The sequence below is a fragment of the Actinophytocola sp. genome (assembly GCF_009379765.1).
Classification (GTDB): domain Bacteria; phylum Actinomycetota; class Actinomycetes; order Mycobacteriales; family Pseudonocardiaceae; genus Actinophytocola.
This window is the reverse complement of the sequence record NZ_WHTD01000146.1, coordinates 1-21,195: the sequence shown is the minus strand read 5'-3', so window position 1 is coordinate 21,195 and position 21,195 is coordinate 1. Positions and strand designations below refer to the sequence as shown.

Annotated in this window: 21 protein-coding genes and 1 pseudogene; 3 read left to right on the top strand and 19 right to left on the bottom strand. The window is 72.2% G+C overall.

Annotation, left to right across the window (positions count from 1 at the left end; translation table 11 throughout):
• From GEV28_RS32800 to GEV28_RS32735, 14 genes and pseudogenes are all read right to left on the bottom strand, one after another.
• A pseudogene (locus GEV28_RS32800) lies at positions 1 to 299 on the bottom strand (hypothetical protein); the annotation flags it as partial.
• Positions 300 to 354: 55 nt separating this feature from the next.
• The gene (locus GEV28_RS32795) at positions 355 to 894 is read right to left on the bottom strand and encodes a phage tail protein (RefSeq protein WP_291416589.1); all 540 of its coding nucleotides are present in this window, start codon (positions 892 to 894) and stop codon (positions 355 to 357) included.
• On the bottom strand, positions 894 to 2,846 hold the full coding sequence (locus tag GEV28_RS32790) for a putative baseplate assembly protein (RefSeq protein WP_291416587.1): 1,953 nt from the start codon (positions 2,844 to 2,846) through the stop codon (positions 894 to 896). The genes GEV28_RS32795 and GEV28_RS32790 overlap by 1 nt, the downstream gene beginning before the upstream one ends.
• Positions 2,846 to 3,259, bottom strand: a complete 414-nt coding sequence (locus tag GEV28_RS32785; protein WP_291416585.1) for a GPW/gp25 family protein — start codon at positions 3,257 to 3,259, stop codon at positions 2,846 to 2,848. The genes GEV28_RS32790 and GEV28_RS32785 overlap by 1 nt, the downstream gene beginning before the upstream one ends.
• Positions 3,260 to 3,269: 10 nt before the next feature.
• Entirely contained in the window at positions 3,270 to 5,213 is a 1,944-nt protein-coding gene (locus GEV28_RS32780; RefSeq protein WP_291416582.1) for a phage baseplate assembly protein V, read from the bottom strand.
• Complete coding sequence (locus GEV28_RS32775; RefSeq protein ID WP_291416581.1) at positions 5,210 to 6,016, bottom strand: LysM peptidoglycan-binding domain-containing protein; 807 nt, start codon at positions 6,014 to 6,016, stop codon at positions 5,210 to 5,212. Before GEV28_RS32775 ends, GEV28_RS32780 begins: the two co-directional genes overlap by 4 nt.
• 10 nt (positions 6,017 to 6,026) lie before the next feature.
• Entirely contained in the window at positions 6,027 to 6,479 is a 453-nt protein-coding gene (locus GEV28_RS32770) for a phage tail protein (protein WP_291416579.1), read from the bottom strand.
• A gap of 34 nt (positions 6,480 to 6,513) precedes the next feature.
• Positions 6,514 to 6,981, bottom strand: a complete 468-nt coding sequence (locus GEV28_RS32765; protein WP_291416577.1) for a phage tail protein — start codon at positions 6,979 to 6,981, stop codon at positions 6,514 to 6,516.
• A 10-nt stretch (positions 6,982 to 6,991) separates the two neighbouring features.
• On the bottom strand, positions 6,992 to 9,187 hold the full coding sequence (locus GEV28_RS32760) for a DUF4157 domain-containing protein (RefSeq protein WP_291416575.1): 2,196 nt from the start codon (positions 9,185 to 9,187) through the stop codon (positions 6,992 to 6,994).
• A 30-nt stretch (positions 9,188 to 9,217) separates the two neighbouring features.
• Complete coding sequence (locus tag GEV28_RS32755) at positions 9,218 to 9,376, bottom strand: DUF6760 family protein (RefSeq protein WP_291416573.1); 159 nt, start codon at positions 9,374 to 9,376, stop codon at positions 9,218 to 9,220.
• Positions 9,373 to 9,771 carry a phage tail assembly protein gene (locus GEV28_RS32750; RefSeq protein ID WP_291416571.1) on the bottom strand — a complete coding sequence of 133 codons (399 nt, stop codon included), beginning with the start codon at positions 9,769 to 9,771 and terminating at the stop codon, positions 9,373 to 9,375. Before GEV28_RS32750 ends, GEV28_RS32755 begins: the two co-directional genes overlap by 4 nt.
• The gene (locus GEV28_RS32745; RefSeq protein ID WP_291416569.1) at positions 9,768 to 10,226 is read right to left on the bottom strand and encodes a phage tail protein; all 459 of its coding nucleotides are present in this window, start codon (positions 10,224 to 10,226) and stop codon (positions 9,768 to 9,770) included. Before GEV28_RS32745 ends, GEV28_RS32750 begins: the two co-directional genes overlap by 4 nt.
• 43 nt (positions 10,227 to 10,269) lie before the next feature.
• Positions 10,270 to 11,805, bottom strand: coding sequence for a phage tail sheath subtilisin-like domain-containing protein (locus GEV28_RS32740; RefSeq protein ID WP_291416567.1), 1,536 nt, complete (start codon positions 11,803 to 11,805; stop codon positions 10,270 to 10,272).
• Between the two features lie 187 nt (positions 11,806 to 11,992).
• A complete protein-coding gene (locus tag GEV28_RS32735; RefSeq protein WP_291416565.1) occupies positions 11,993 to 13,582 on the bottom strand; it encodes a peptidoglycan-binding protein in 1,590 nt (529 codons plus the stop codon).
• Between the two features lie 198 nt (positions 13,583 to 13,780).
• Between GEV28_RS32735 and GEV28_RS32730 the strand changes: the two genes are divergently transcribed.
• Genes GEV28_RS32730 through GEV28_RS32720 form a run of 3 tightly spaced genes read left to right on the top strand, consistent with a single transcriptional unit; the run spans position 13,781 to position 15,501 of the window.
• The gene (locus GEV28_RS32730; RefSeq protein WP_291416563.1) at positions 13,781 to 14,389 is read left to right on the top strand and encodes a Pvc16 family protein; all 609 of its coding nucleotides are present in this window, start codon (positions 13,781 to 13,783) and stop codon (positions 14,387 to 14,389) included.
• The gene (locus GEV28_RS32725) at positions 14,386 to 14,778 is read left to right on the top strand and encodes a PAAR domain-containing protein (RefSeq protein ID WP_291416562.1); all 393 of its coding nucleotides are present in this window, start codon (positions 14,386 to 14,388) and stop codon (positions 14,776 to 14,778) included. Before GEV28_RS32730 ends, GEV28_RS32725 begins: the two co-directional genes overlap by 4 nt.
• Before the next feature lie 24 nt (positions 14,779 to 14,802).
• Entirely contained in the window at positions 14,803 to 15,501 is a 699-nt protein-coding gene (locus tag GEV28_RS32720) for a papain-like cysteine protease family protein (protein ID WP_291416561.1), read from the top strand.
• 186 nt (positions 15,502 to 15,687) lie between these two features.
• Here the strand turns inward: GEV28_RS32720 and GEV28_RS32715 are convergent, their stop codons facing one another.
• The 5 genes from GEV28_RS32715 to GEV28_RS42705 form a co-directional block, all read right to left on the bottom strand.
• The gene (locus GEV28_RS32715; RefSeq protein ID WP_291416559.1) at positions 15,688 to 16,227 is read right to left on the bottom strand and encodes a hypothetical protein; all 540 of its coding nucleotides are present in this window, start codon (positions 16,225 to 16,227) and stop codon (positions 15,688 to 15,690) included.
• 9 nt (positions 16,228 to 16,236) lie between these two features.
• Positions 16,237 to 16,953 (bottom strand): peptidoglycan-binding domain-containing protein, encoded by a 717-nt coding sequence (locus GEV28_RS32710; protein ID WP_291416557.1) that lies wholly within the window; start codon positions 16,951 to 16,953, stop codon positions 16,237 to 16,239.
• A 66-nt stretch (positions 16,954 to 17,019) separates the two neighbouring features.
• Positions 17,020 to 17,856, bottom strand: coding sequence for a DUF4262 domain-containing protein (locus tag GEV28_RS32705; RefSeq protein ID WP_291416555.1), 837 nt, complete (start codon positions 17,854 to 17,856; stop codon positions 17,020 to 17,022).
• Between the two features lie 35 nt (positions 17,857 to 17,891).
• Positions 17,892 to 18,137, bottom strand: a complete 246-nt coding sequence (locus GEV28_RS42710) for a response regulator transcription factor (protein WP_367115246.1) — start codon at positions 18,135 to 18,137, stop codon at positions 17,892 to 17,894.
• A gap of 1,859 nt (positions 18,138 to 19,996) precedes the next feature.
• Positions 19,997 to 20,884 (bottom strand): AAA family ATPase, encoded by an 888-nt coding sequence (locus GEV28_RS42705; RefSeq protein WP_367115245.1) that lies wholly within the window; start codon positions 20,882 to 20,884, stop codon positions 19,997 to 19,999.
• Between the last annotated feature and the right edge of the window lie 311 nt (positions 20,885 to 21,195).

The following is a 21,195-nucleotide window of genomic DNA, read 5'->3' as shown; positions in this document are numbered from 1 at the left end:
GCACCGGGCGGTGGCGGTGGGCCGGGTGGGCGGGCGCCGGGGGGGCTGCCCGGTCGGCCCGGAGCGCCGGGGCCCGACTTGGTCTCCACCGGGTCGCGGTCGCCCACGTCCATGTACAGCATCGACTGCACGCGGGAGAGCCAGCCGCGCTTCGGCTGCTCCTCCACCGCCTCCGGCTCGGCGGCCGGCACCGGTGCGGGCGCCAGCTTCTCCCCCGTCCACTCCAGGAACGCCCCGCACGATCCGCAGAACGCGTCGGTCTCCTTGTTGTGGAAGCCGCAGCTCTTGCACACGATCATGACGGCTCCTCCGCGGACAGGTCGCCCTGTGACATTGATTCGCTCGCAAGCTCGCTCATGGCCGGTCCACCTCCACCCGGTGCACGACGTGCGCGGGCTTCGCCGCCGCCACCGCCGAGTCGACCAGGTCCATGGGCACGCTCGTCGGGTCGTGCACGCGGATCCGCACCGCCAGCCGCGGCGACGCCTCGCCCGGCATCGGAGCGCCGGGAGCGCGCGACCAGCCGACCCCGCCGCTGTCCGCGATCTCCACCCGGCCACCGGTGAGCACCTGCAGGTTCGCCCGCAGGCCCGCCGCGGTCCCGCGCATCCGGTACATCTCCACCGCAGTGGCGACGACCGCGCGGCGGCGCTCGATCGGCCAGCCCTCCTCGAGCTCGATGCCGACCCAGCCCGCCATCCACTCCAGGAAGTCCTCTGGCGCGAGGTACGGGTCGAAGTAGTCGACGAGACAGTCCAATGTGGCCAGGATCGGCGCCAGGACGTCGTCGAACCCGCCGACGAAGCGCGACGTGAACTCGTCCTCCTGGAAGATCGCCGGCAGCATCTCGATGAACGGCGAGGCGTTCGACAGCCCAGCGACCATGCCGCGCATCAGTTGTCCTCCACCTTCACGTGGTGCTCGTAGGAGAAGATGAGGCTGTGCGGGTCGACGTCGAGCCGCTGCGCCTCCTCGCCCCGCTCGCCGGTCACCGGGTTGGCGCCGAAGAGCCGCACGTCCTCCACCAGGTCCACGCCGCGCACCCGTTGCAGCAGCGCGTACACGTCACCGGCCTGCACCGGGCGGCCGAACTCCCAGCCCTGCCCGTACCGCCCGCCGCTGATCGGGTTCAGGTACTCGTACAGCGCGGCGAGCGCGTCGGCGCGCACCCGCGACCTGTCCAGCCGCGGCCGCGCGATCACCCGGGCCACCACGGTCACCCCGCGGTAGCGCGGCGGCGACACCAGCACCCGGGTGCCGATCAGCCGCACCTCGTCGAGCCGCTCGGTGATCCGCCGCAACGTCTCCTCCCCCGGCACCAGCTCGGCGAAGTCGATGCGCCCGCCGACCTCCGCGGCGGCCGGCACGATCAGCACCCGCACGGAACCGGGGTCGGTGTCGTCGTCGCCCGCGGTCACGCAGCGGACCCTGGCCACGTCCGGCGCGGCCTCCTGGGTGATCGCCTCGTAGTCCTCCGCGGTGACCGCGCGGCTGCGGGTGCGCAGCAGGATCGGCCCGCGCGCCTTGGCCTGGTCGACGCTCTCCCCGTCGACGCCGCCCCACGCGGCCTCCAGGTTCTCCACCCGGCTCACGAACGGGATCGAGGACTTCAGCGTCTGGATCGCACCCTTGCCGACGTTGCCGGTACGGCCGCCACCGGTGGCGTAGCGGCGCAGCCGGACCGTGGTGCCGTAGGCCGGGACCGCGCCGTACTGGCGCAGCCCGCCGTCCGCCTCGCGGATCGCCGGTCCGAAGTGGACAGTCCCGGCGGCGCCGTCGAGGATGTAGTGCCGGTCGTCGGGGCCGCTGCCGGCGAAGTGCTGCACCGGCGTCCACTCCTGCCAGCCCTCGGGCGAGGACGTCTCGAGCGTGGCCGCGCCCGCGCCGATCACCACCGGGGTGCGCGAGGCGGTGAACTGCTGGCCCGGCACACCCTCGGACTCGCCGAGCACCTCCTCCTCGACGATCTCGCAGTGGTCGGCCTCGACCGTGCCACCGACCGTCGCCGCGGAGAGCGCGGTGACCAGCGGCGAGGCGGCGTAGGTCGGGATGTCCGGGTCGACCTCGACGACCCGCGCGCGCAGCCACCCGGCCGCCTCGCCGCCGAACACGGCCGACTCGTGGTTGCCCGGGACGTGGACGAGCACCTCGCCCGCGGTGTTCAGCGCTCCCGTGCCGTCCTTGCTGACCAGGCAGCGCCGCCAGTCCTTGCCGTTCCACGCCTCCCAGTGGAGCGGCGGGTGGTCCGGGTGCACGCCGACCCCCTCGACGCGGCAGTCGAACTCCAGCCGCACCACGCAGTTGGGCACCGGGTCGGACAGGCCGACGAGCATCGCGTCGCCGACCCGGGGCACCTCGGAGAACGCCTGGAACGACTGGCCCATCTTGAGCTCGTCGGTCCGGTCGGTCTGCGCGTCGGCGTCGGTGGCGCGGGTCGCGACCCGGTTCAGCGAGCACGGCACGATCCGCAGGTCCACCTCGGTGGAGAAGACGATCGACTCCTCCTGCTCGGTGCGCAGCGTCGCCACGTTGGTGCCGGCCGGGATGCCGACCGACGTGATCGCCGGCGCGGACAGCCAGAACGTGACGCCCGCCTGGGCCGGGGTGGCCGGGATGAGCCGCAGCCCGATCAGCTCGAGGAACTTCACATACAACCGGTCCGGCACCTGGTTGAGCCGGAACAGCAGCTGGTCGGTCATGAACGCGAACGTCTCGATCAGTGTCACGCCGGGGTCGGACACGTTGTGGTCCGTCCACTCAGGACAGCGACGTTGGACCATCCGCTTGGCGTCGTCGACGAGGTCCTGGAACCGGCGGTCGTCGAGGTTGGGTGCGGGCAGCGCCATCAGTAGTCACTCCCGTCCTCGGGGATCGTGTAGAAGGGGAAGACCAGGTTCCGGCGGTCGTTGGAGTCCTTCGGCCGGTACTGGATGTCGATGTAGAGCGTGCTGCCCTCGTGCGGGTCCGGGGCGACGAGCACGTTCTCCACGTCGACCCGGGGCTCCCACTGCACGAGCGCCTCGCGGACCACCCGGGACAGCTCCGCGATCGTGTCCACGTTCACCGAGCGGAACACGAAGTCGCGCAACCGGCTGCCGAACAGCGGCCGCATCGGCCGCTCCCCCGGGTAGGTCGAGAGGATCAGGCGCATCGCCTGCTCCAGCTCGACCTCGCGGCGCACCAGGGCGATCCCGCCCTGTGGCCCGACACCGAGCGGGAACGCCCACCCGGCGCCGATGAAGTCCTGTGACGTCGTCACGACATTCCCCTTAGTTGAGCTTGAGAACAGATCCCTTGACCTCGGTGACCGCGGCGCTCTCGATCTTCACGCCGAGCTTTCCGTTGAGCTCGAGCTGACCGTCGGTCTCGAGCTTCAACCCGCCCACGCCCGCCTTGACAGAGATCGCGCCCATACCCGGGCACTCGATCGTCAGCGAGCCGGCCGGGGTCTTGCTGGCCGGCGGCGCCGGGTCGCAGGACAGCGTGATCGTGCCGGCCACCTGGTCGATGGTCAGCGCGAGCTTGTCGTCCTTCGTGCCCAGCACCATCGCCGACCTGATCGGCGGCAGGCCGGGCGGGCCGGGCGGCAGGTCGTCGGTGAACAGCAGCTTGTTGCCCGCCGGGGTGGCGATCCCGCGTTCGTTGACCGCGCCCGAGCCGCTCACGGCGGTCTCGAGCGCGCCGTACCTCGAGTTGCTGTTGATCAGTCCACCCAGGACGTACGGGCGGCGCGGGTCGCCGAACTCGAAGCCGATGCCGACCTCGTCGCCGACCTCGGGCAGGAACAGCGCGCCGCTGCGCGGGCCCGCGCCGACCTGGATCACCCTGGCCCAGTCGGACTCGAAGTCGGGCGAGAGCCACGGCAGCGCGACCTTGACCCGGCCGAGCTTCTCCGGGTCGGACACGTTGGTCACCACCCCGCACACGAGCCCCGGGAACCGGGTCCGCTCGTCACCGGCCGTCGAGGTGAGACCGAGCAGGTTGCGGTTCTGCCGGCCGCTCACCCAGAACCGGGTGTGGTAGCCGCTCTCGGCCGCGTCGAACACGTGCCGGGCGTTGGTGACCGTCCACTTGCCCTTGAACTGCTCCGGCACGCCGTCGATGTCGACCTGCGCGCCGGCCTGGATCTTCGGGTCGCCCAGCGCGTCGCCCTCGGCCTCGGCGAACGTGCTGCCGATGTGGTCGGCGACGCCCTTCGCGGCCTCCTCGACGGCGCTGTCCGCGGACGGGCCGAAGGCCAGCGGCCGGTCGACCACGACGTAGGCGGTGTTGCTCGGCGACGTGCCGAAGTCGATCTTCGGCAGGCCCGGGATCGGTGGCAGCGCGGGCAGTGAGGGCAGCGGCGGCAGGAGGCCGTCGGTGAACGAGTCGGCGAGCTTCGCGGGCTCCTGGCCGGAGATCGTGGCGGTTCCGGTGGTCGCGTCCGACTGGGCCGTGACGACCCGCGCGTCCTTGGAGTCCCACACCCGCACCTCGACGTCCGGGGTGATGTTCGCGGCGGAGATGCGTGGGTGGAAGGACATCAGGTTCCGCTTGAACGTCAGCTTGTCCGACAGCCCCAGCAGGTCCCCGGCCGCGGAGGCGACCGCCCCGAGCGCGCCGCCGGGACCGCCGCCTGCCGGGCTGCCGGAGGCGCGGCGGAAGGAGAACTCGCCGCCGACCACCACGGTCTCGTAGCCGATCTCCCGGGCGCGCTGGGTGAGGAAGTCCCAGTCGGTCTGGGCGACCTGGGCGATGTGGTCGTGCGTGGTGCTGGTGGCCTCGATCGTGCCGATGTCCAGGCCCGCCGCGGAGGCGACCTGCTCGGCGATGTCGGAGTCGGTCATGTTGACGAACGTGCGGGTGCGCCTGGCGCGCTGGAGCCGGTGCGACTTCTCGTAGCCGCGGATGACCGTGTAGATCAGGTGGCCTTCGCAGCGTGCCTCGATCGAGGTGACCTCGCCGGTGATCAGCGACTTCGACGACGTCTCGCCCGGGCGGGGCGCGGCGATCTCGACCACGGTGCCGATCGTCAGGCCGGCGTCGGCGACGACGGTTCCGTTGTCGTCGAAGAAGGTCAGCTCGAACATGTCGGGCATGTGCAGGTGGGTGTCGACGACCGTGCGGATCAGCATGCTCTCCGCGTCCGGCATCAGCGGCAGGCCGATCATCCCGATGCTGACCTTCGGGTGGACGATCTCGGTGTCCGTGCCGCCACCCAGGCCGGCGGTCACGCGGTCCTCCCGGCGACCAGTTCGTGCGGGTTGGGCAGGTAGATCGTCGTGCCCGGGCGCAGCCGGGCCGGGTCGTGGATGTTGTTGACCTCGGCGATCTTGCGCCACAGCGCGGGCGTGCCGTACTTCTCGGTCGCGATCGACTGCAGCGTCTCGCCGTGCGCGACGACGTGGCTGCGCCTGCCGGGCAGGCCGCCGGAGGTCGGGTTGGTCGGCAGGCTGCCCCACGCGGACGGGATCTCCAGCAGGTCAAGGTCGACCTCGGCGCGCAGCGGGATGCCGATGGCGCTGAACCGGACGTAGCTCACCGCGCAGGAGGTGATCTTGCACTCGTACATGAAGCCGACCATCGGCGGGCCCCACTGGAAGGTCAGCTTGGCCGGCTGGCTGGCGAACCCGCCGAGGCCGAGCATCGCGCCGAAGCTGGCCGACGGGATCATCCAGGCGAGCAGCTGGTCGCAGAAGAACTTGGTCATCGGCCCGGCGAAGGTGAGCTTGCTCAGCTTGATCTTCGATCCGGTGAGCGCCTTCGTCGGCACGTGCGCGCCGCCGTTGGTGCTGGGCGTGAGGCTGCTCGCGGACGGCGGGTTCGGCTTGGGCATGTTGCCGACGTTCGACCCGCGGGTCATGGTGACCTTCTCCGGGTTGAAGTCGAACGGTACGAACCCGATGCTGGGCAGTGTGGTGCAGCGCAGCGACGCGGGCACCCGCGCACCCATCACGGCCGCAACGCCGATCCCGACACCGATGGCGGCGTCGACCACGGCGCCGGCTGACGCCGCTGGAATCCCCGGGATGGTCATGGCCCTCTCCTCACAGGAAGCCCTCGTGCACGAGCTTCAGCTTCTCGACCGCGATGCCGAACGTCGACGCGGACAGCTCCGGCCCGTCCCAGCCGGCCGGGTACACACCGCGCAACGACCAGGACGAGACCTTGTTGCCGTGCGAGTCGCACAGGGTGATCTGCGCGGTCCCGCTGCCGCCGCCCCGGAAGTCCTGCTTCATGTAGCTGGACACCTTGCCGCGCAACCAGTTCTGCAGGTGGTCGGAGTCCTGCGCGTTCATCGCGCGCTCGAGGACGATCGGCTTGTAGTCGATGATGTCGGGCAGGATCGGCTGGTACTCGTAGTTGCCGCCCTCGACGATCATCTTCGCCTTGAACTCGACGGCGAGCCCCGTGCACTTCGACCAGCCGCCGAGGTCGACGCCGTCGACGACGACCTTGAAGCGGGTCTGCAGGCCGAGCATCGCGCTCACGTTGATCACGATCGGTCCTTTCTCGACAGTCGAGGCCGGACGGTCAGGTCTTCAGCGACCACTCGTCGTTGAGGAAGCCTTCGTGCTCCAGCTCCAACGTCTCGACGGCGACCGTGCTGGAGCCGGCGTCCATCGAGGTGACCGACCATTTCTTGACCACCACGTTCTTGAGGTCCCAGGCCATGACCTTGTCCCCGACCGAGTCGCACAGCGCGATCTGCACCTCGGCGCCCAGGTCGTGCGTCGTGGAGTTCTTCTCCAACCACTTCTTGACCGTCTCCGTGTCGCCCGCGGCCGCGGCCCTGGTGAGCTTCACCGCGGTGTACTTGGTGTTGGCCGGGGCGAAGAACCGCTGGTTCCACGACTCGCCGGAGCGGTACTCGGGCACCTCCCAGCTGACGTCGAGGCCGTCGGCCTTGGCCCAGCTGCCGAGGTCCCAGCCACCAGGGGTGACCTTCACCTTGAACCGGTTGCCGAGACCGATCTTCGACTGGTCGTTGAGTCCCGCCATTGCTTTGCTCCTAACGGAAATCGGTGAGCAGGCCGGCCCGCTCGCGGTCGATCAGCAGCTCCAGCCGCAGCCGGCTGCGCAGCCGGTCGTAGAGCCGGGTGGACAGGTCGTCGAGGTCGATCTTCTCCAGGTCGATCTGCCCGTCCCGGAGGGCGGAGTCCTCTTCGCGCACCGGGGCCGGGGCGGGCGCCGGGGTGGGGACCGGCAGCAGTTCGGGCACCGGTTGTGCTTGCGGAGCCGGGGTTTCCGGCGTGCCGGGCGCGGGGCCGGTGATCGCCGGCTCGCTCGACGTGGCGAGCGCGGCGGCCATCATCATCGAACGGTTGGTGGACAGGGCCGTCCGTGCGGCCATCTGCTCGGCGACCGTCCGCCGGATCTGCGCCGTCGTGGCCTCGTCGAGGGTGGTGAGCGGCTGCTCGCCGGCGCCCGCGCGGTCCAGGTTGATCACCTGGAGGACCTGGTTGGCCATCTCGGCCTCGGCCGCGCTCCCGGACCCGGACCCGGCGGTGGGGACCGGGGTGGGCTCGGCGGCCGGTGATCCCGGCAGCGGCGCCGCGCCGCCGGTCGAGAACCCGGTTCCGCCGGCGAGCGGGTTGGTCCACTCCTCGATCACCCGGGTGGCGCTCGCTTCGGAGATCGCGCCGATGTCCGCGCGGACCGGCTCGCTCAGCGCAGGGGCCGCCGGCGTGGCCGGCGGCATCGCCGACGTGACCTCCACCGGGGTCACCGAGCTGATCGCCGGCTCCGCGACCAGCGGGGCGAGCTGGACGCCCGCCGCGCGCGCCGCCTGGCCGATCACCTGGGTGAGCGACGGGTGCAGGAGTGGGGCGGGACCGCCGCCGTGCTCGTGCTCGGCCGCGACCGCCGCCGCCTCCAGCGCCGCACCGTCCGGTGTGGACGGCGCGGGCAGCGACGAGCCGAGCGTTCGCTGCTGCACCACGTGCACGAGCTCGTGGGCGAGCAGGCCGCGGGCCTTGGGCGCGTCGAGCGAGCCCGCCTCCTCGGGCAGGAACACCTCGGCACCGCGGGTGAACGCGCGGGCGCCGAGCGACCGCGCCTCGGCGGACGCCCCGGGGGTGCGGTGCACCGGCACGTCGGACACGTCGATGCCGGTGCGGCCGCGGATCGCGTCGGCGAGCCCGGCCGGCACCTGCGTCGTGCCCCGCAGCCGGGGCACGGGCCGCTCGTGGCGGCCCTCGGCGCCCTTGTACACCAGCGGAACCGTGCTCGGAGCCGGTGCGACGGCCGCCGCCGGCCGGACCGGCGGCGGAGGTGGGCTGGACCGCTTGTGCGACAGCGGTGGCGGTGGCTGAGGAGGTGGCTGCGGCAGCGGCGGCTCCTCGCCCGCCTCCTCCTCGGCCGGCTGCTCGACGGTCGGGGCCCGTTCGACCGGCGGCGCCGGGGTCGGTGCCGGAGTCGCCGCCTCGAGCCGGGGTGGTTCCGGGGGCAGCACCAGGTCCTGCTCCGGCGCCGTTCTGATCGGCGCGCCCAGCCCGAGCTTGCGGGACTGACCAAGGCTCGCCCGCCGCTTCGGCCGCTCGATCGGCAGCGCGGGCGTCACCCGCGCCAAAGGCTCCACGGCGGACGCTGGCTTCGCACCGGACTCCGGCTCGGCGGGCGGGCCCTCGGACAGCCGGGTCGGCGGGAACACCGGTCGCGGCGCGGGCTTCGGCTCCGGCCGCTCGGGCACGGGCCGGCTCACCGGCAGGCCGAGCGGGTCGGGCTCGCCCTGGGTCAGCCAGGTCGGGGCGTAGCGCAGCCAGCCGGGGGCGCGGTGCGGGGTGGCCGGCTCGCGCGGCTCACCGACGTACTGCGGCGCCGCCTCGGTCAGCGGTGCCGCCTGCGCGGTCGGCACCGCGCGGACCGGCCGGTGCGTCAGTGCCGGCGGGGCCGGTTCCGGCGTGGGCGGCAGCGGGGTGGCGACCACCGGCGCGACGGGCTCCGGCGGCACGGGCGTGGCCAGGCCCTCGACCCGGCCGGGTCGCGCCGGGACGGGCGGGCCGAACACGAGCCGGTTTCCCGGCAGCGGCGCGAGCACCGGCGCGGGGCCGGTCACCAGCGGCGCGGTCGGTGCAACGGTGACCGGCAGCGGGGGCAGCGAGGTCCACTGCCGGCCCGACCGCCGCACGGCGGCGGGCGGCGCGGCGACCGCGGAGTCCACAGTGGACTCCGAGCGGTCTTCCTTCCGCCGGAACGGCCAGCGCATCTCGTTCCCCTTCTCCACCGGGAGATCCGGTCAGTCCTCCGCGCCGAACCGCGTATGGATCTTCCCGATCTCCGAGATCACTCGTTCCCGCACCGGATGCTCGAGGTCGAGGATCGCGTCGAGCGGCCAGTGCAGGTAGTAGGCGACGTACGCGACTTCCTCCCAGGCCCGGTCGGCCGCGTACGTCACGATCCCCCCGGCGCATCACCGGCGACATCCACCGCGAAGTCGCCGCCGCAGTGCGGGCAGCTGACCGCGACCTCGGTGTGCCCGTCGGCGTTGATGCGCCGGTACAGGTCCTGCAGGAACGCGAGGTCCGACGCGAAGAGGTTCTCCACGACGAACGCGTCCACCGCCGGCAGCTCGCCCAGCGCCGTGACCGTGCGCTCCAGCAGCAGGACCGTGAGGTAGGCCGGGTTCTGCTTGGCCCGCTGGTCGGCCTGCGTGGTGATCTCGTCCCGCGCGGTGGCCAGGCGCATGACGCCCTCGCGGTGCACCCGGCCGTGCTCGTCGACGTAGCCGCGGGGCAACGTGAACGGGTACTCGGTGCGCAGCCCGGTCTCCTGCGCGGCCGCCACCGTCACGCCGACACGCGCTGGATGCGCTCGGCCACGATCGTGACCGTCTCCATCAGCACCTCGCTCGCGCCGGCCTTCAGCGCGCCGATCTCGAGCTTCGACGGCCACGCGTGCTCCAGGTGGTAGCGCGCGACCGGCGTGCCGGCGGTGTCGTACATGACCAGCGAGCACGACTTGCGGGCCGCGACGATGTCACCCATGAGCACGGCCTCGTGCCACGCCCACAGCTCCATGCTGGAGTTCTTGCCGCGCTTGAGGACCAGCGTGGCCGGCTCGGTCTTGCCGGGCAGCTTCTTGAGGATGATCTCCTTGTCGGTGGACTCGATCAGCTCCACCGGCTTCACCTCGGTGGTGATGCCCTGCAGCTCGGAGAACGAGGCGATCTCGTAGCCGTCGATGGTGATCGAGAACCGGGCCGCGGTGATCGCGTCGTTGGGCTGGTTGGGGCCTAGTCCGGCCATGGCGAGGACTCCTTAGGGTGCGATGCGGGAGGTTGGTGGGTCGTCATTCCTCGAGGCCCGCACCCTCGGCGAACTGCGAGATGCGGAACACGACGAACTCGGCCGGCTTGACCGGGGCGATGCCGATCTCCACCGTGAGGATCCCCGCGTCGCGGTTCTCCGGCGGGTTGTTCTCCTCGTCGCACTTGACGAAGAAGGCCTGCGCGGGCGCGCGGCCGAACAGCGCGCCGTCGCGCCAGACGCGGCGCAGGAACATGGTCGCGGTGCGCTTGACCGAGTCCCACAGCTTCGGGTCGTTCGGCTCGAACACCACCCAGTTGGTGCCCTGCAGGATCGACTTCTCGACGTAGTTGAACAGCCGGCGGACGTTGAGGTAGCGCCACTCCGGGTCGCTGGACAGCGTGCGCGCGCCCCAGACCCGGATGCCCTGGCCGCGGAAGCTGCGGATGCAGTTCACGCCGATCGGGTTCAGCACGTCGTGCTCGCCCTTGGTGATGTTGATCTCCAGGGTGACCGCGCCGCGCACGACCTCGTTGGCCGGCGCCTTGTGCACGCCCCGGCTCGCGTCGTTGCGCGCCCAGATGCCGGCCATCGCACCCGAGGGCGGCACGAAGACCTGCTTGCCGGCCACCGGGTCGGCGACCTTGATCCACGGCCAGTACATCGCGGCGTACTTGGAGTCGTAGCCGGTGACGTCCATCCGCCAGTCCTTGACCTCCTGGGCCTTCAGCCCGGGCGGGGTGTCCAGGATGGCGACCCGGTCGGCCATGAGCTCGCAGTGCGCGATCATCGCCAGCTGCACGGCCTTGACGTCCTCGATGGACAGTGCGCCGCGCTGGTATGCGGCCATCAGGTCCGGCACGCAGAGCATGGTGACCTCGTCGACGGCCTCCAGGCCGCCGAACCCGGTGCGGTCCGAGGAGTTGCCGACGTAGTCGTTCGCGCCGACCCGGGCCGGCGACGGGGCCGGGGTGCCGAGCGCGATCTCGCCCGCCTTGGGCACCGAGAGCGCCTTGCCCTTGGTCTCCTCGACGACGATCAGCTTCGACTGCTGGCGGACCACGGTGGCCACGTTGTTGGGGCCGCGCTTGGTGGTGACGTTGTCGAACGTCTCCACCGGCTGGCCGCCCTGCTTGACCACGAGCTTGAAGGTGTCGTCGGACGCCTCGCTGGCCGGCGTGACCTCGACGGTGATGTCGCCCGCGCCGGTGGCCCGCGCGGAGATCGTCAGCGCCGGTTTGCCGTCGCCGGCCGCGGCCGGGAGCTCCGCCGCGGGAAGCGCGACGTGGCCGTTGCCCGACCCGTTGTCGCTGCCGCCGCCGACGCGGACGACGTACGCGGTGCCGCCGCCGTTCTGGAAGTAGCCGTACACGGCGTGCGCGAGGTAGTAGCCCTCGACGAAGTCACCGAAGCGCTGCTTGAACTGCGTCCAGTTGGTGACGAGCACGGGCTCGTGCAGGGGGCCGCGCTCGGCGAATCCCACGAAGGCCGCGACCGCGGTCCCGACGGCCTCGATCGGCCGCGAACCCGAGGAAACTTCCTCCATGTACACACCGGGCGCGAGGTAGCTGCTGGCCATCTCGGGTGTCTCCCTCGTTGCGTGGTGAGCGTGCCGGCCGGCCGTCTCGGCCTACCGGGCTACGACTGATCCTGTGTGCTGCCGCCCCGGTACCGCAGTCGTTCGCCGGGCGGGGCATCGGGCATGGGGGACCGCCCCTTCGGGCGGCCCGGTGGCCCGGCGCCTGTCGAGCGCCGGGCCGGGTCGGTCAGTTCGGCGCCGTGTGTTCGCCGTGGACGGCCGGGTCGTGCGGGCCGTGCCGGTCCTCGCGGTAGGTGCCGTGCAGGGACTCGTCGAACTGGCCGTGGATCTCGACCCGGAACTCGCCGTGGAGCTGCGGGTCGAACTCGCCGTGGATCTCCGGGTGGTAGGGCCCGTGCAGGTCCGGGTGGTACTGCCCGTGGAGCTCCGGGTGGAAGTCCCCGTGCAGCTGCGGGTGGAACTGCCCGTGCAGCTCGACATGGAACTGGCCGTGCTGCTCGGCGTGGTACTGCCCGTGGACCTCCGGATGGAAGTCCCCGTGCAGCTGCGGGTGGAACTGCCCGTGCAGCTCGTGGTGGTACTCGCCGTGCAGCTGCGGGTGGTACTGGCCGTGCGACTCGGGATGGAAGTCGCCGTGCCAGCCCGGGTGGAACTGGCCGTGCAGCTCCGGATGGAACGAGCCGTGGTGCTCCGGGTGGTAACCGCCGTGCATCTCCGGGTGGTACTGCCCGTGGACCTCCGGGTGGTACGCGCCGTGCGTGCCCGGGTCGTAGCCGCCGTGGGTCTCGGGGTGGAACTGGCCGTGGGTCTGCGGGTGGAACGCACCGTGGCTGTCCGGGTGGTACTCGCCGTGGGTCGACGGGTGGTACGGCCCCTCGGGCCCGCCTTGCTGGCCCTGCTCGCCGTGGCCGCCCTGGTCGCCGTTGCCGCCGTGGTCCGGCGGGATGTCCACGCCCATGCCGTGCTTCTCTTCGGCCGGGGCGAACAAGCTCTGCATCTTCGCCTCGGTCTCCGGCCCGACCAGCCCGTCCACCTGCAGCCCGTGCTGCTGCTGGAACTGGATCGTGGCGTCGTGCGTGGCGCCGCCGAAGTTCCCGTCGACGGTGAGGCCGGCGTTCATGGTCTGGTTCAGCTGGGTCTGCCAGCGCGCGACCTCCTGGCCGTGGCTGCCTCGGCGCAGGTACACGGCGCTGTGCCCGTGCCCCTGCCCATGTCCCTGCCCGTGCCCGCCGGACGGCGGCGTCACCGGCGTGACGGGTGTCACGGGGTCCGGCTCGGGGTGCTCGGGGTCCACATGGGACGGTGTGGGCGCGGCGACCTGCTCCAGGGTGAAGGTGAAGTTCGCCTCCGGTCCGGTGCCGGCGGCCTGCTTGTGCGAGCGGTACTTGCTGCCACTCACCTGCGCGGTGCAGGTCGCCGGGTCCGTCGTCCACTTCGAGTGGTCCCACCCGAGCACCCAGGTCTCGCCGCCCGCCTGGTAGGAGACCCCGCCCTGGGAGCCGGCCGCCGCGACGCCGATCGCGGTCGTGCTGCCGTGGCGGAACTCCGCCGAGCCGCCCGGCGCGATCTCCCGGGTTGGGGTGTCCAGGAAGTTTCCGTAGTCGTTGTGCTCGCTGCCGTCGACCAGACGCATGACGTCCGCCGTCTGGTTGGCGATCCTGATGTGGCTGGTGCACGGATCGGTGGCATGGTCTGCGACATACCGGGCGGCGTCCTTCCCCAGATCGACGACTCCGTCGACGATGGAACCCGCCACGCCGCCGGCCGCACCGGCCGCCGCGCCCTCCGCCGCCGCCGCGCCTGCGGCTGCAGTCATGATGCTCTCCCTGTCTCGAACTTGTCCGGAACGTCTACGATCCGGCTCACGCCGGCGGCGGGCCATCGCGAACGACCGTGACCAAGGGGCGTATTCGCATGCCCCATCAGGCAGCTGCCCCTTCGGGCAAGCGATGCGCGCTGAAAGGACGGGCGGCCGCCCGTGGGATCGCCATCCGCACGCGCCGACACTGGCCTGGTGATCACCGATGTCGACGAGGCGCTGTGCGTGCTGCTCGGCCGGTCCCTGCCGGCCGGCACGATGGTTCGGCTCGACCCGCCGAAGCCGACCTGGGAGACCGAGCGCCCGTCCAACGCGATCGACCTGTTCCTCTACGGGCTGCGCGACGACCCGAGCGGCCGCGAGTCCGGCTGGGACGAGACGCGCGACGGCCGCGGTGCGGTGGTCGCCCGGCGCGACCCGGTCCGCCGCTTCGCGCTGTCCTACCTGGTCACCGCGCGCGCACCCAAGATCAACGAGGAGCACCTGCTGCTCGGCGTCGCGCTGCGCACGATGATCTTCACCGACGAGCTGCCGGCCGACTGCATGCCGGACGCGCTGGCGGGCCTCGGCCGGCCGGTGTCCATCCGGGTCGCGGAGTCCGACCCCGGCGCGCTGTGGAGCAGCCTCGGCATGCCGGCCCGGGCGGCGTTCGCGATCACGGTGAGCGCGCCGTTCGTGCCAGAGCCGGACACCGACCTCGCGAAGCCGGCCGAGAAGATCCGCCTGGAGTCCGGTCAGAAGGCGGCCAAGCCGCGCGGCCCGCTGACTCCGGACCAGCCCAAGCGGTGGGTGCGTACGCCATGAGCCCCGCGGCCAAGCAGGGCGACAAGGTCGTCGGCACCGACATCCACATCGTCATGATCCCCTCCCCCGGCGGTCCGGTGCCCACGCCGCTGCCGCACCCGTTCGCCGGCACGATCACCGGTGGGTGCAGCCCGAACGTCCTGATCGGCGGCATGCCCGCGGCGACCGTGGGCAGCACCGCGACGAACGTGCCGCCGCACATCCCGCAGGGCGGCCCGTTCCAGGTGCCGCCCACCAACACCGGGATCGTGATGAAGGGCAGCGCCACCGTGCTGATCAACAACAAGCCGGCCGCACGCGCCGGCGACACGGTCAACACCTGCAACGACCCCGCCCCCGCGCCGACCGGCTCGATCGTCGCGGTGAGCACGGTGCTCATCGGCGGGTGAGCCACGCACTGGAGGAGATCACCCATGGCGGAGCCGGCCAAGAAGGCACCCACCATCTCGAAGACCGAGAACAACACCAACACCGGCTGGGTCATGTACCTGCAGCAGCTGCTGAACTACTTCTACAAGACCCAGGTCGTCACCGAGGACGGCATGTACGGTCCCACGACCGACAACGCCGTCGCACACTTCCGGGAGCTGCACCAGTACAGCGGCGAACCGGTGGTGGACGCGGAGATCTGGAAGCTGCTCGGGCACGAGGAGAAGCAGCTGGAGAACGTCGACAAGCAGGTGACGCTCGTCGAGGCCACCGACCAGAGCCTGTCCTGGGCGGCCTCGTTCGCCATGGTGCTCAACGCCAAAGGCGGCAACCACGAGGTCAACGGCCTCGTCACGCAGGTCCACGCTCCCGAGTCCGGAGTGGCCGCCCACCAGGCCAAGGAGTACGCGACCACGCTCGGCCTCACCCCGATCAACTGCAACCTCGACGACGCGCCGAGCTGGTCGACGGTGCTCAAGACGCACGGCCCCGCGTGGTTCCCGTCCCAGGCGGACGATCACTACGTCGTCGTGATCTCGGGGATCCGCAAGCAGGACGAGGAAGTCCAGATCCACGTGAACGACCCCACCGCACGCAACGAGCAGTGGACGAAGTTCGAGGAGTTCATGAGCGCGTTCGGGATCGGCGACCAGTCCGAGTACGAGGTCCTCGTCGCCGGCTGAGCTAGACGGTATGGAGTTGGCGGGTCGGCGCCAGATCCGGTGATCCGCGTGGTGGCTGGCAAGGCGGCGGGAAGTCCTCGTACCGGGTTGTACTCGGGCTTTCCGCCAACGCCGCCAGGCGCCGCGCGGGCGCCGGAGGTGGTGTCGAATCTCCGACTCAGGACACTCCGCTGCCGGTCCGGTTGGTCAGCCGCCCTCGCCGGCGACCAGCCGGGCCGGCGCGATCGGCACCGCGACGAGCACGACCATGCCGATCGAGGCCAGCTCGCCGTCGTGCTGGACGAACCCCGAGGCCGAGCCCGCGCGGCCATTGGTGGTCACCTCGAGCGAGTAGCCGGCGGTGCCGCGCACGGACACCTCGGCCAGGTCGCAGTGCTCGCCGAAGTCGATCGCGCACCGGCCGGCGAACGCGACCCCGCCCGTGGCCGGGAAGTCGTGCCGCTGCTGGGTGAACACATGCCCCGCGGTGGACGTGAGCGCGGGTGCCGCCGAGCCGAGGCCACGCACCATCACGCCGCTCGCCATGCCGCGCAACGCCGTCAGCGCGCACGCCCGCACCGCGTCCCCGGTCGCCGCCGCAGAGTCCACTGTGGACCCGGTGACCCGGCCGACGACGTCGAGGTCGCCGGTGAGCACGAGGTCGATGCGGATGCCGAGGTGGCCGATGTCCACGGCCGCACCCGCGACCGGGGTGTCCGGCAGCGCGTAGCGGAACATCCGGTCCATGGCCCGCTCCTACGCGCCGAGCGGGAGCGAGCTCGCCCCGCCGGTGTCCGGCGCGACGGCGATCGCGAACGCGGCGACGAGCGCGACGACGCCGGCCTCGGCGAGAACGCCCGGGATGTGTGGGCTGACGGTCACCTCGAGCGCGTAGCCGATCTGGCCGGTGACCTTGGCGAGCCCGTGGCCGGTGGCGACGTCGTAGTCGAGGTGCACGCTGCCGGCGAACTCGGTGTGGTTCGGGGCGAGCGGGCTCGCCGAGGCCTGGCGGAACTCGGCGCCCACGGCGGCGGTGATGCCGGGGCCGGCCGAGCCGAGGTCACCGACCGACAGGCCCGTGGTGAGCGCGTCGAGCGCGGCGCCCGCGGCGAGGCCGAGCCCGTCCCGGTCGGCCGCGCGCTGAAAGGCCACAGTGGACTCCCCGGTGAGCGTGACGGCCAGCTCGACGAGAACGCCGCCGAGATCGGCGGCGGCGCTCGCGACGGGGACGTCCGGCCAGCGGTACCGCACCGCGGGGGTGCCGGTGAGGACGGCCCAGGTGGCGGCGTCGACCACGCCGTCGGCCGGGAGGCCCTGCTGGTGCTGGAAGTGCCGCACGACGGACTCGAGGGCGGCGTCGAACTCGCCGCTCTCCGCGATGACGGACTGCCGGTAGTGGTGGTTGAGCGACTGCCGCAGGTACAGCACCCACTCACCGCTGCCGCCGGTGCGCAGCTCCGGTTCACTCGCCATGCCGGAAACGCTATGTCCTCGGTGATCCCCGCACCGATGACCGTTCGGGCAGAACTTGGGGCGGTGTCAGGATCTGGGGTCTGGCGTGAACGGGGCGCGGGACCAGTTGCCGTCCTCCTCCTGCCAGGCGGCGTGGCCGCGGGGCAGGTCGGCGAAGTCGCCGATGTGCGGGTGGTCCGACACGAGGTGGCGCAGGTGCACCATGCCCAGGTCGTCCTCGCCGTGCACCGGGGCGGCGTCGAGGAACTCCCACCGGCCGTCGTGGGTGTGCACGATCCCGACGATCGGCGCCTCGCCGCTGATCACCCGCTTCGAGCCGACCACCAGCTCGTTGATCCCCGCGTCCGGGAACGGCGACGTGGACAGCTCGGCCAGCCGGGTCCACAGGCTCGGCGGGTGGTCGGCCTTCGGCAGCCACAGCAGCGGCTGGTGGGCGCGGCACCGGTCCCCCGCACCCGGCTGCCACGGGAACACCCCGTGCCGGTCCGGCCAGATCAGCTGCAGCACCGGCAGCGGCGGCTCGCGGTAGAAGTCCAGCGCGTAGCCGAACAGGTCGACGTACCAGGACTCGTGCACGGGCCGGACCATCACCGGGAACCCGTCCAGCACACCGAGCCGCTCCTCGTCGACCCGCAGCGGCTGGCCGGCCCGCACCTGCTGGCCGACCGCGTTGATCCAGGTGTGCATGTCGCGCCCGCGCAGGCCGAACATGCACACCTCGGGACTGCGCATCGTGTGCCACATGCCCACCGAGTACGCCCAGCCGGGCAGCTCGTGCTCGTCGGCGACGGCGACGACGCTCCAGCCGTGCTCCTGGACCTGCCACACCATGTTCTTCTCCCGTGCGTCCAGCCCGTCGGGCTCGACACACAGCCAGCAGTGGCAGGGATGTTCCTCACTCACGGAAAAAAGCCTAGAGGTGGGGTACGACATTCGGCCTACGGCGTGGGCGCCTCCAGCAAGCCCTTGTCGTAGGCGATCGCCACGGCTTCGGCCCGGCGGGTGGCGCCCAGCTTCGCCATGATCCGGGACAGGTGCACGCTCACCGTCTTCTCGCTGATGTAGAGCTCCTCGCCCACCTGCCGGTTCGTCCGGCCGAGCGCCACGAGCCCCAGCACCGACCGCTCGCGCGGGGTGAACGGGTCGAGGGCCTCGCGCGGCGCGGGGCCGTCGCCGATGGACATCCGGGCCCTCCGGGCCAGCCGGCGGATCGCGTCGTGCAGCGGCCGGGCGCCGAGCCGCTCGGCGACCTCGCCGGCCGCCCGCAGCTCGGCCGCGGCCTCGTCCTTCCGGTCGGCCCTCAGCAACGCCTCGCCCAGCCGCCAGCGGCACACCGCCTGCTCGTACACCGCGCCGTAGCCGAACGCGTCGGCCGCCGCGCGCCACAGCTCCGGCGAGCTCGACCCGCGCAGCCGGGACAGCTCGGCCTCGGCCCGCGCGAGCCACGCCTTCCCCTCGGGACCGAGGGTGCCGGTGCGCGGCCGGCCGTAGCTGGCGGTGTTCCGCGCGTGCTCGAACAGCCGCTCCCCCTCCTCGACCGCCGACCGGTGCTCGCCGTCCTCGCGCCTGCGGGTGGCCCGCTCCGCCAGCTCCGCGCACAGCGCCACCCCGATCGCGCCGAGCCGGATGCCCACCAGCATCCACTCGCCGCCGACCCGCTCGGCCCAGTCCAGCGCCTCCCGCACCTGGGCCACGCCGTCCTCGTGCCGGCCCTGCCAGAACGCGAGCTCCGCGGCGGCCGGGCCCATGGCCGCGCCGATCTGGAAGTCGCGGTGCCACTCCGACTTGAGGTCCTCCGCGAGCCGCGCCGCCTCGGCGAGCCGGCCGCGGCTGACCATCACCTGGCTGCCGACCGCCGCGAGCCGCGCCGAGACCGTGCTGGACACCCGGCGCCCCGGCGGCTCCGCGGCCGCCTCGCTCTCGTCCCAGTCGCCGCGCGCGTACCGGGTGGTCACCTTCATCGCGCGCAGCTCGAACCCGTAGGTCCCCCAGGTGAGCCCGGTGCTCTTGGCCCGCTCGACGCCGCCGTCGATGATCCGCACGGACTCGTCGAGGTCGCCCTGCTCGTAGTAGTTCATGCCGAGGTAGTGCCACGCGCGCAGCTCCACGGTCGGCGAGTCGTCGGCGGCCGCGAGCCGCCGGGCCTCCAGCAGTCGCTCCCGGCTCTGCTCGACCCGGCCCTCCGCCTCGTCCAGCGCGCCCAGCGTGATCAGCGCGTCGGCCTCCACGCCCGGCTCGCCGGCCGCGCGCGAGTCGCGCACCGCGAGCTCGGCGAACGTGCGGGCCTCGGCGGGTTCCCGCATGCCGCGCAGGATCGACGCGTACACCGCCAGCACCCACGCCTTCTCGCAGCTGGCCGGCAGGTCCGCGACGAGCTCCCAGGCACGCACGATCACCTGCCGCGCCTCGTCCTCCCTGCCCTCCACGACGAACAGCGCCGAAGCGAGCCGCCTGCGGGTCATCGCGGCGACCTCCGGGTCGTCGCAGGCGTCGGTGAGCTTGACCGCCTGCCGGGCGAACGCGACCGCCCGCTCCGGCTCGCCGGCGCTGCCGGCCACGTGCGACGCCTTGCGCAGCAACGTGGCCTCGTCGGCGTCGGCCGGCCGGTCCGCGGGCGCGACCGCGTCCCACAGCTTGAGAGCGCGCTCCAGGTGGTGCAGCGACTCGATGGGCGCACCCGACCGCTTGGCCTCCTGCGCCGCCTCGATCGACGCGGCGAGGGCCTGCGGCAGCTGGTGGCTCTCCATGCTGTGGTGGGCGAGCGCGGCCGCGATGCCCCGGTGCCCGCGCTCCCCGGCGAGGTGCTTGGCATAGGCGGCGTGCAGCCGGACCCGCTCGCCGGGCAGCAGGTCGCCGTAGGCGGCCTCACGCAGCAGCGCGTGCCGGAACGCGTAGACCTCGACGCCCTGGTCCTGAGCGGCGACGAGCACGTGGTGCTGCACGGCCTCGCGCAGCGCCTCCTCGAGCTCGGCCTCGGACAGGCCCGCGGCCTCGTGCAGCATGACGTGCGGGGCTCGCCGGCCGGCGACCGACGCCACCCGGATCACCCGCTGTGCGCCGTCGGAGAGCCGCTCCACCTTGGCCAGCAGCACGTCGACGAGCGTCCACGGCAGGCCACCGGTACCGCCCTCGCTGTAGGCGGCGAGCAGCTCCTCGGCGAAGAACGCGTTGCCCTCCGAGCGGCCGGCCACCTCTCGGACGGTTTCCTCCGGCAGCAGCTCCTCGGCGAGCGCGGTGACGAACGCGCGGGAGTCGGTCTCGTCGAACGGGCTGAGATCGAGCCGCTCGGTGGCCGGCAGCCGGACGAGCTCGGCCAGCAACGGCCGCAGGGGTGCCGGCGGTGCAGGTCGTCGCCGCGGTACGTGCCGACGATCAGCAGCCGCTGCTCGCGCAGCCGGGAGACGAGGAACGCGAGCAGCCGCCGGGTCGAGCCGTCCGCCCAGTGCAGGTCCTCCAGCACGAGCAGGACGGCCGAGGCCGCGGCGAGGTCGGTGAGAAGCGCGTGCACGGCGTCGAAGAGCTGCAGCTGGCCGACGTCCTGCTCGCTGCGGTTGCCCGTGCGGGCGCCCGCACCGGCGACGACCGCGCCGACGCCGACCATGCCGCCACCACCCGGCCGCTCGCCGGTGGGCAGGATCGCGTCGGGGAAGAGCCGGACCAGCGCCGGGTGTGCGAGCACCGCCTGCGCACGGTCGGGGACCTGACCCATCGCCTCGACGAACGGGAGGTAGGGCAGCCCGGTCTCGCCGTCGTCCAGGCAGCGCCCGGTGAGCACCACGGCGTCCTTGTCGCGGGCGATGGACGCCAGCTCGTCGGTCAGCCGGGTCTTGCCCACCCCGGCGTCCCCGGAGATGAGCACGGCCGCCGCGGAGCCTGCGGCGGCCTGGTCGAAGGCGACCCGCAACCGACCCAGCTCCCGGTCGCGTGCCACCAGAGGGATACCTGATCCGAGGCGCGCCACGCACGCATGCTCGCACACCTCAGGCAGCCAGTGGCGCCCTATTACCGTCGGTCGGCACCTCGTCGGACTCGTGGTGCTCGAACAGTCGGCGGTACCAGGAGCGGTGCAGCCGCCGCGCCTCGCGCACGTGCTCGAGGGCGGTGCAGGGCGATGCGCAAAGTCGTTTTGCGAGGTCAGTCGTGTTGTGAGTGATTCATCCACTTGGTCGGGTGCGTGTGGTGGCTGTCGGTCGTGAGTTCAGGTGCCACTGACTGGTTGCCACCCAGCATGGTGACGTTCAG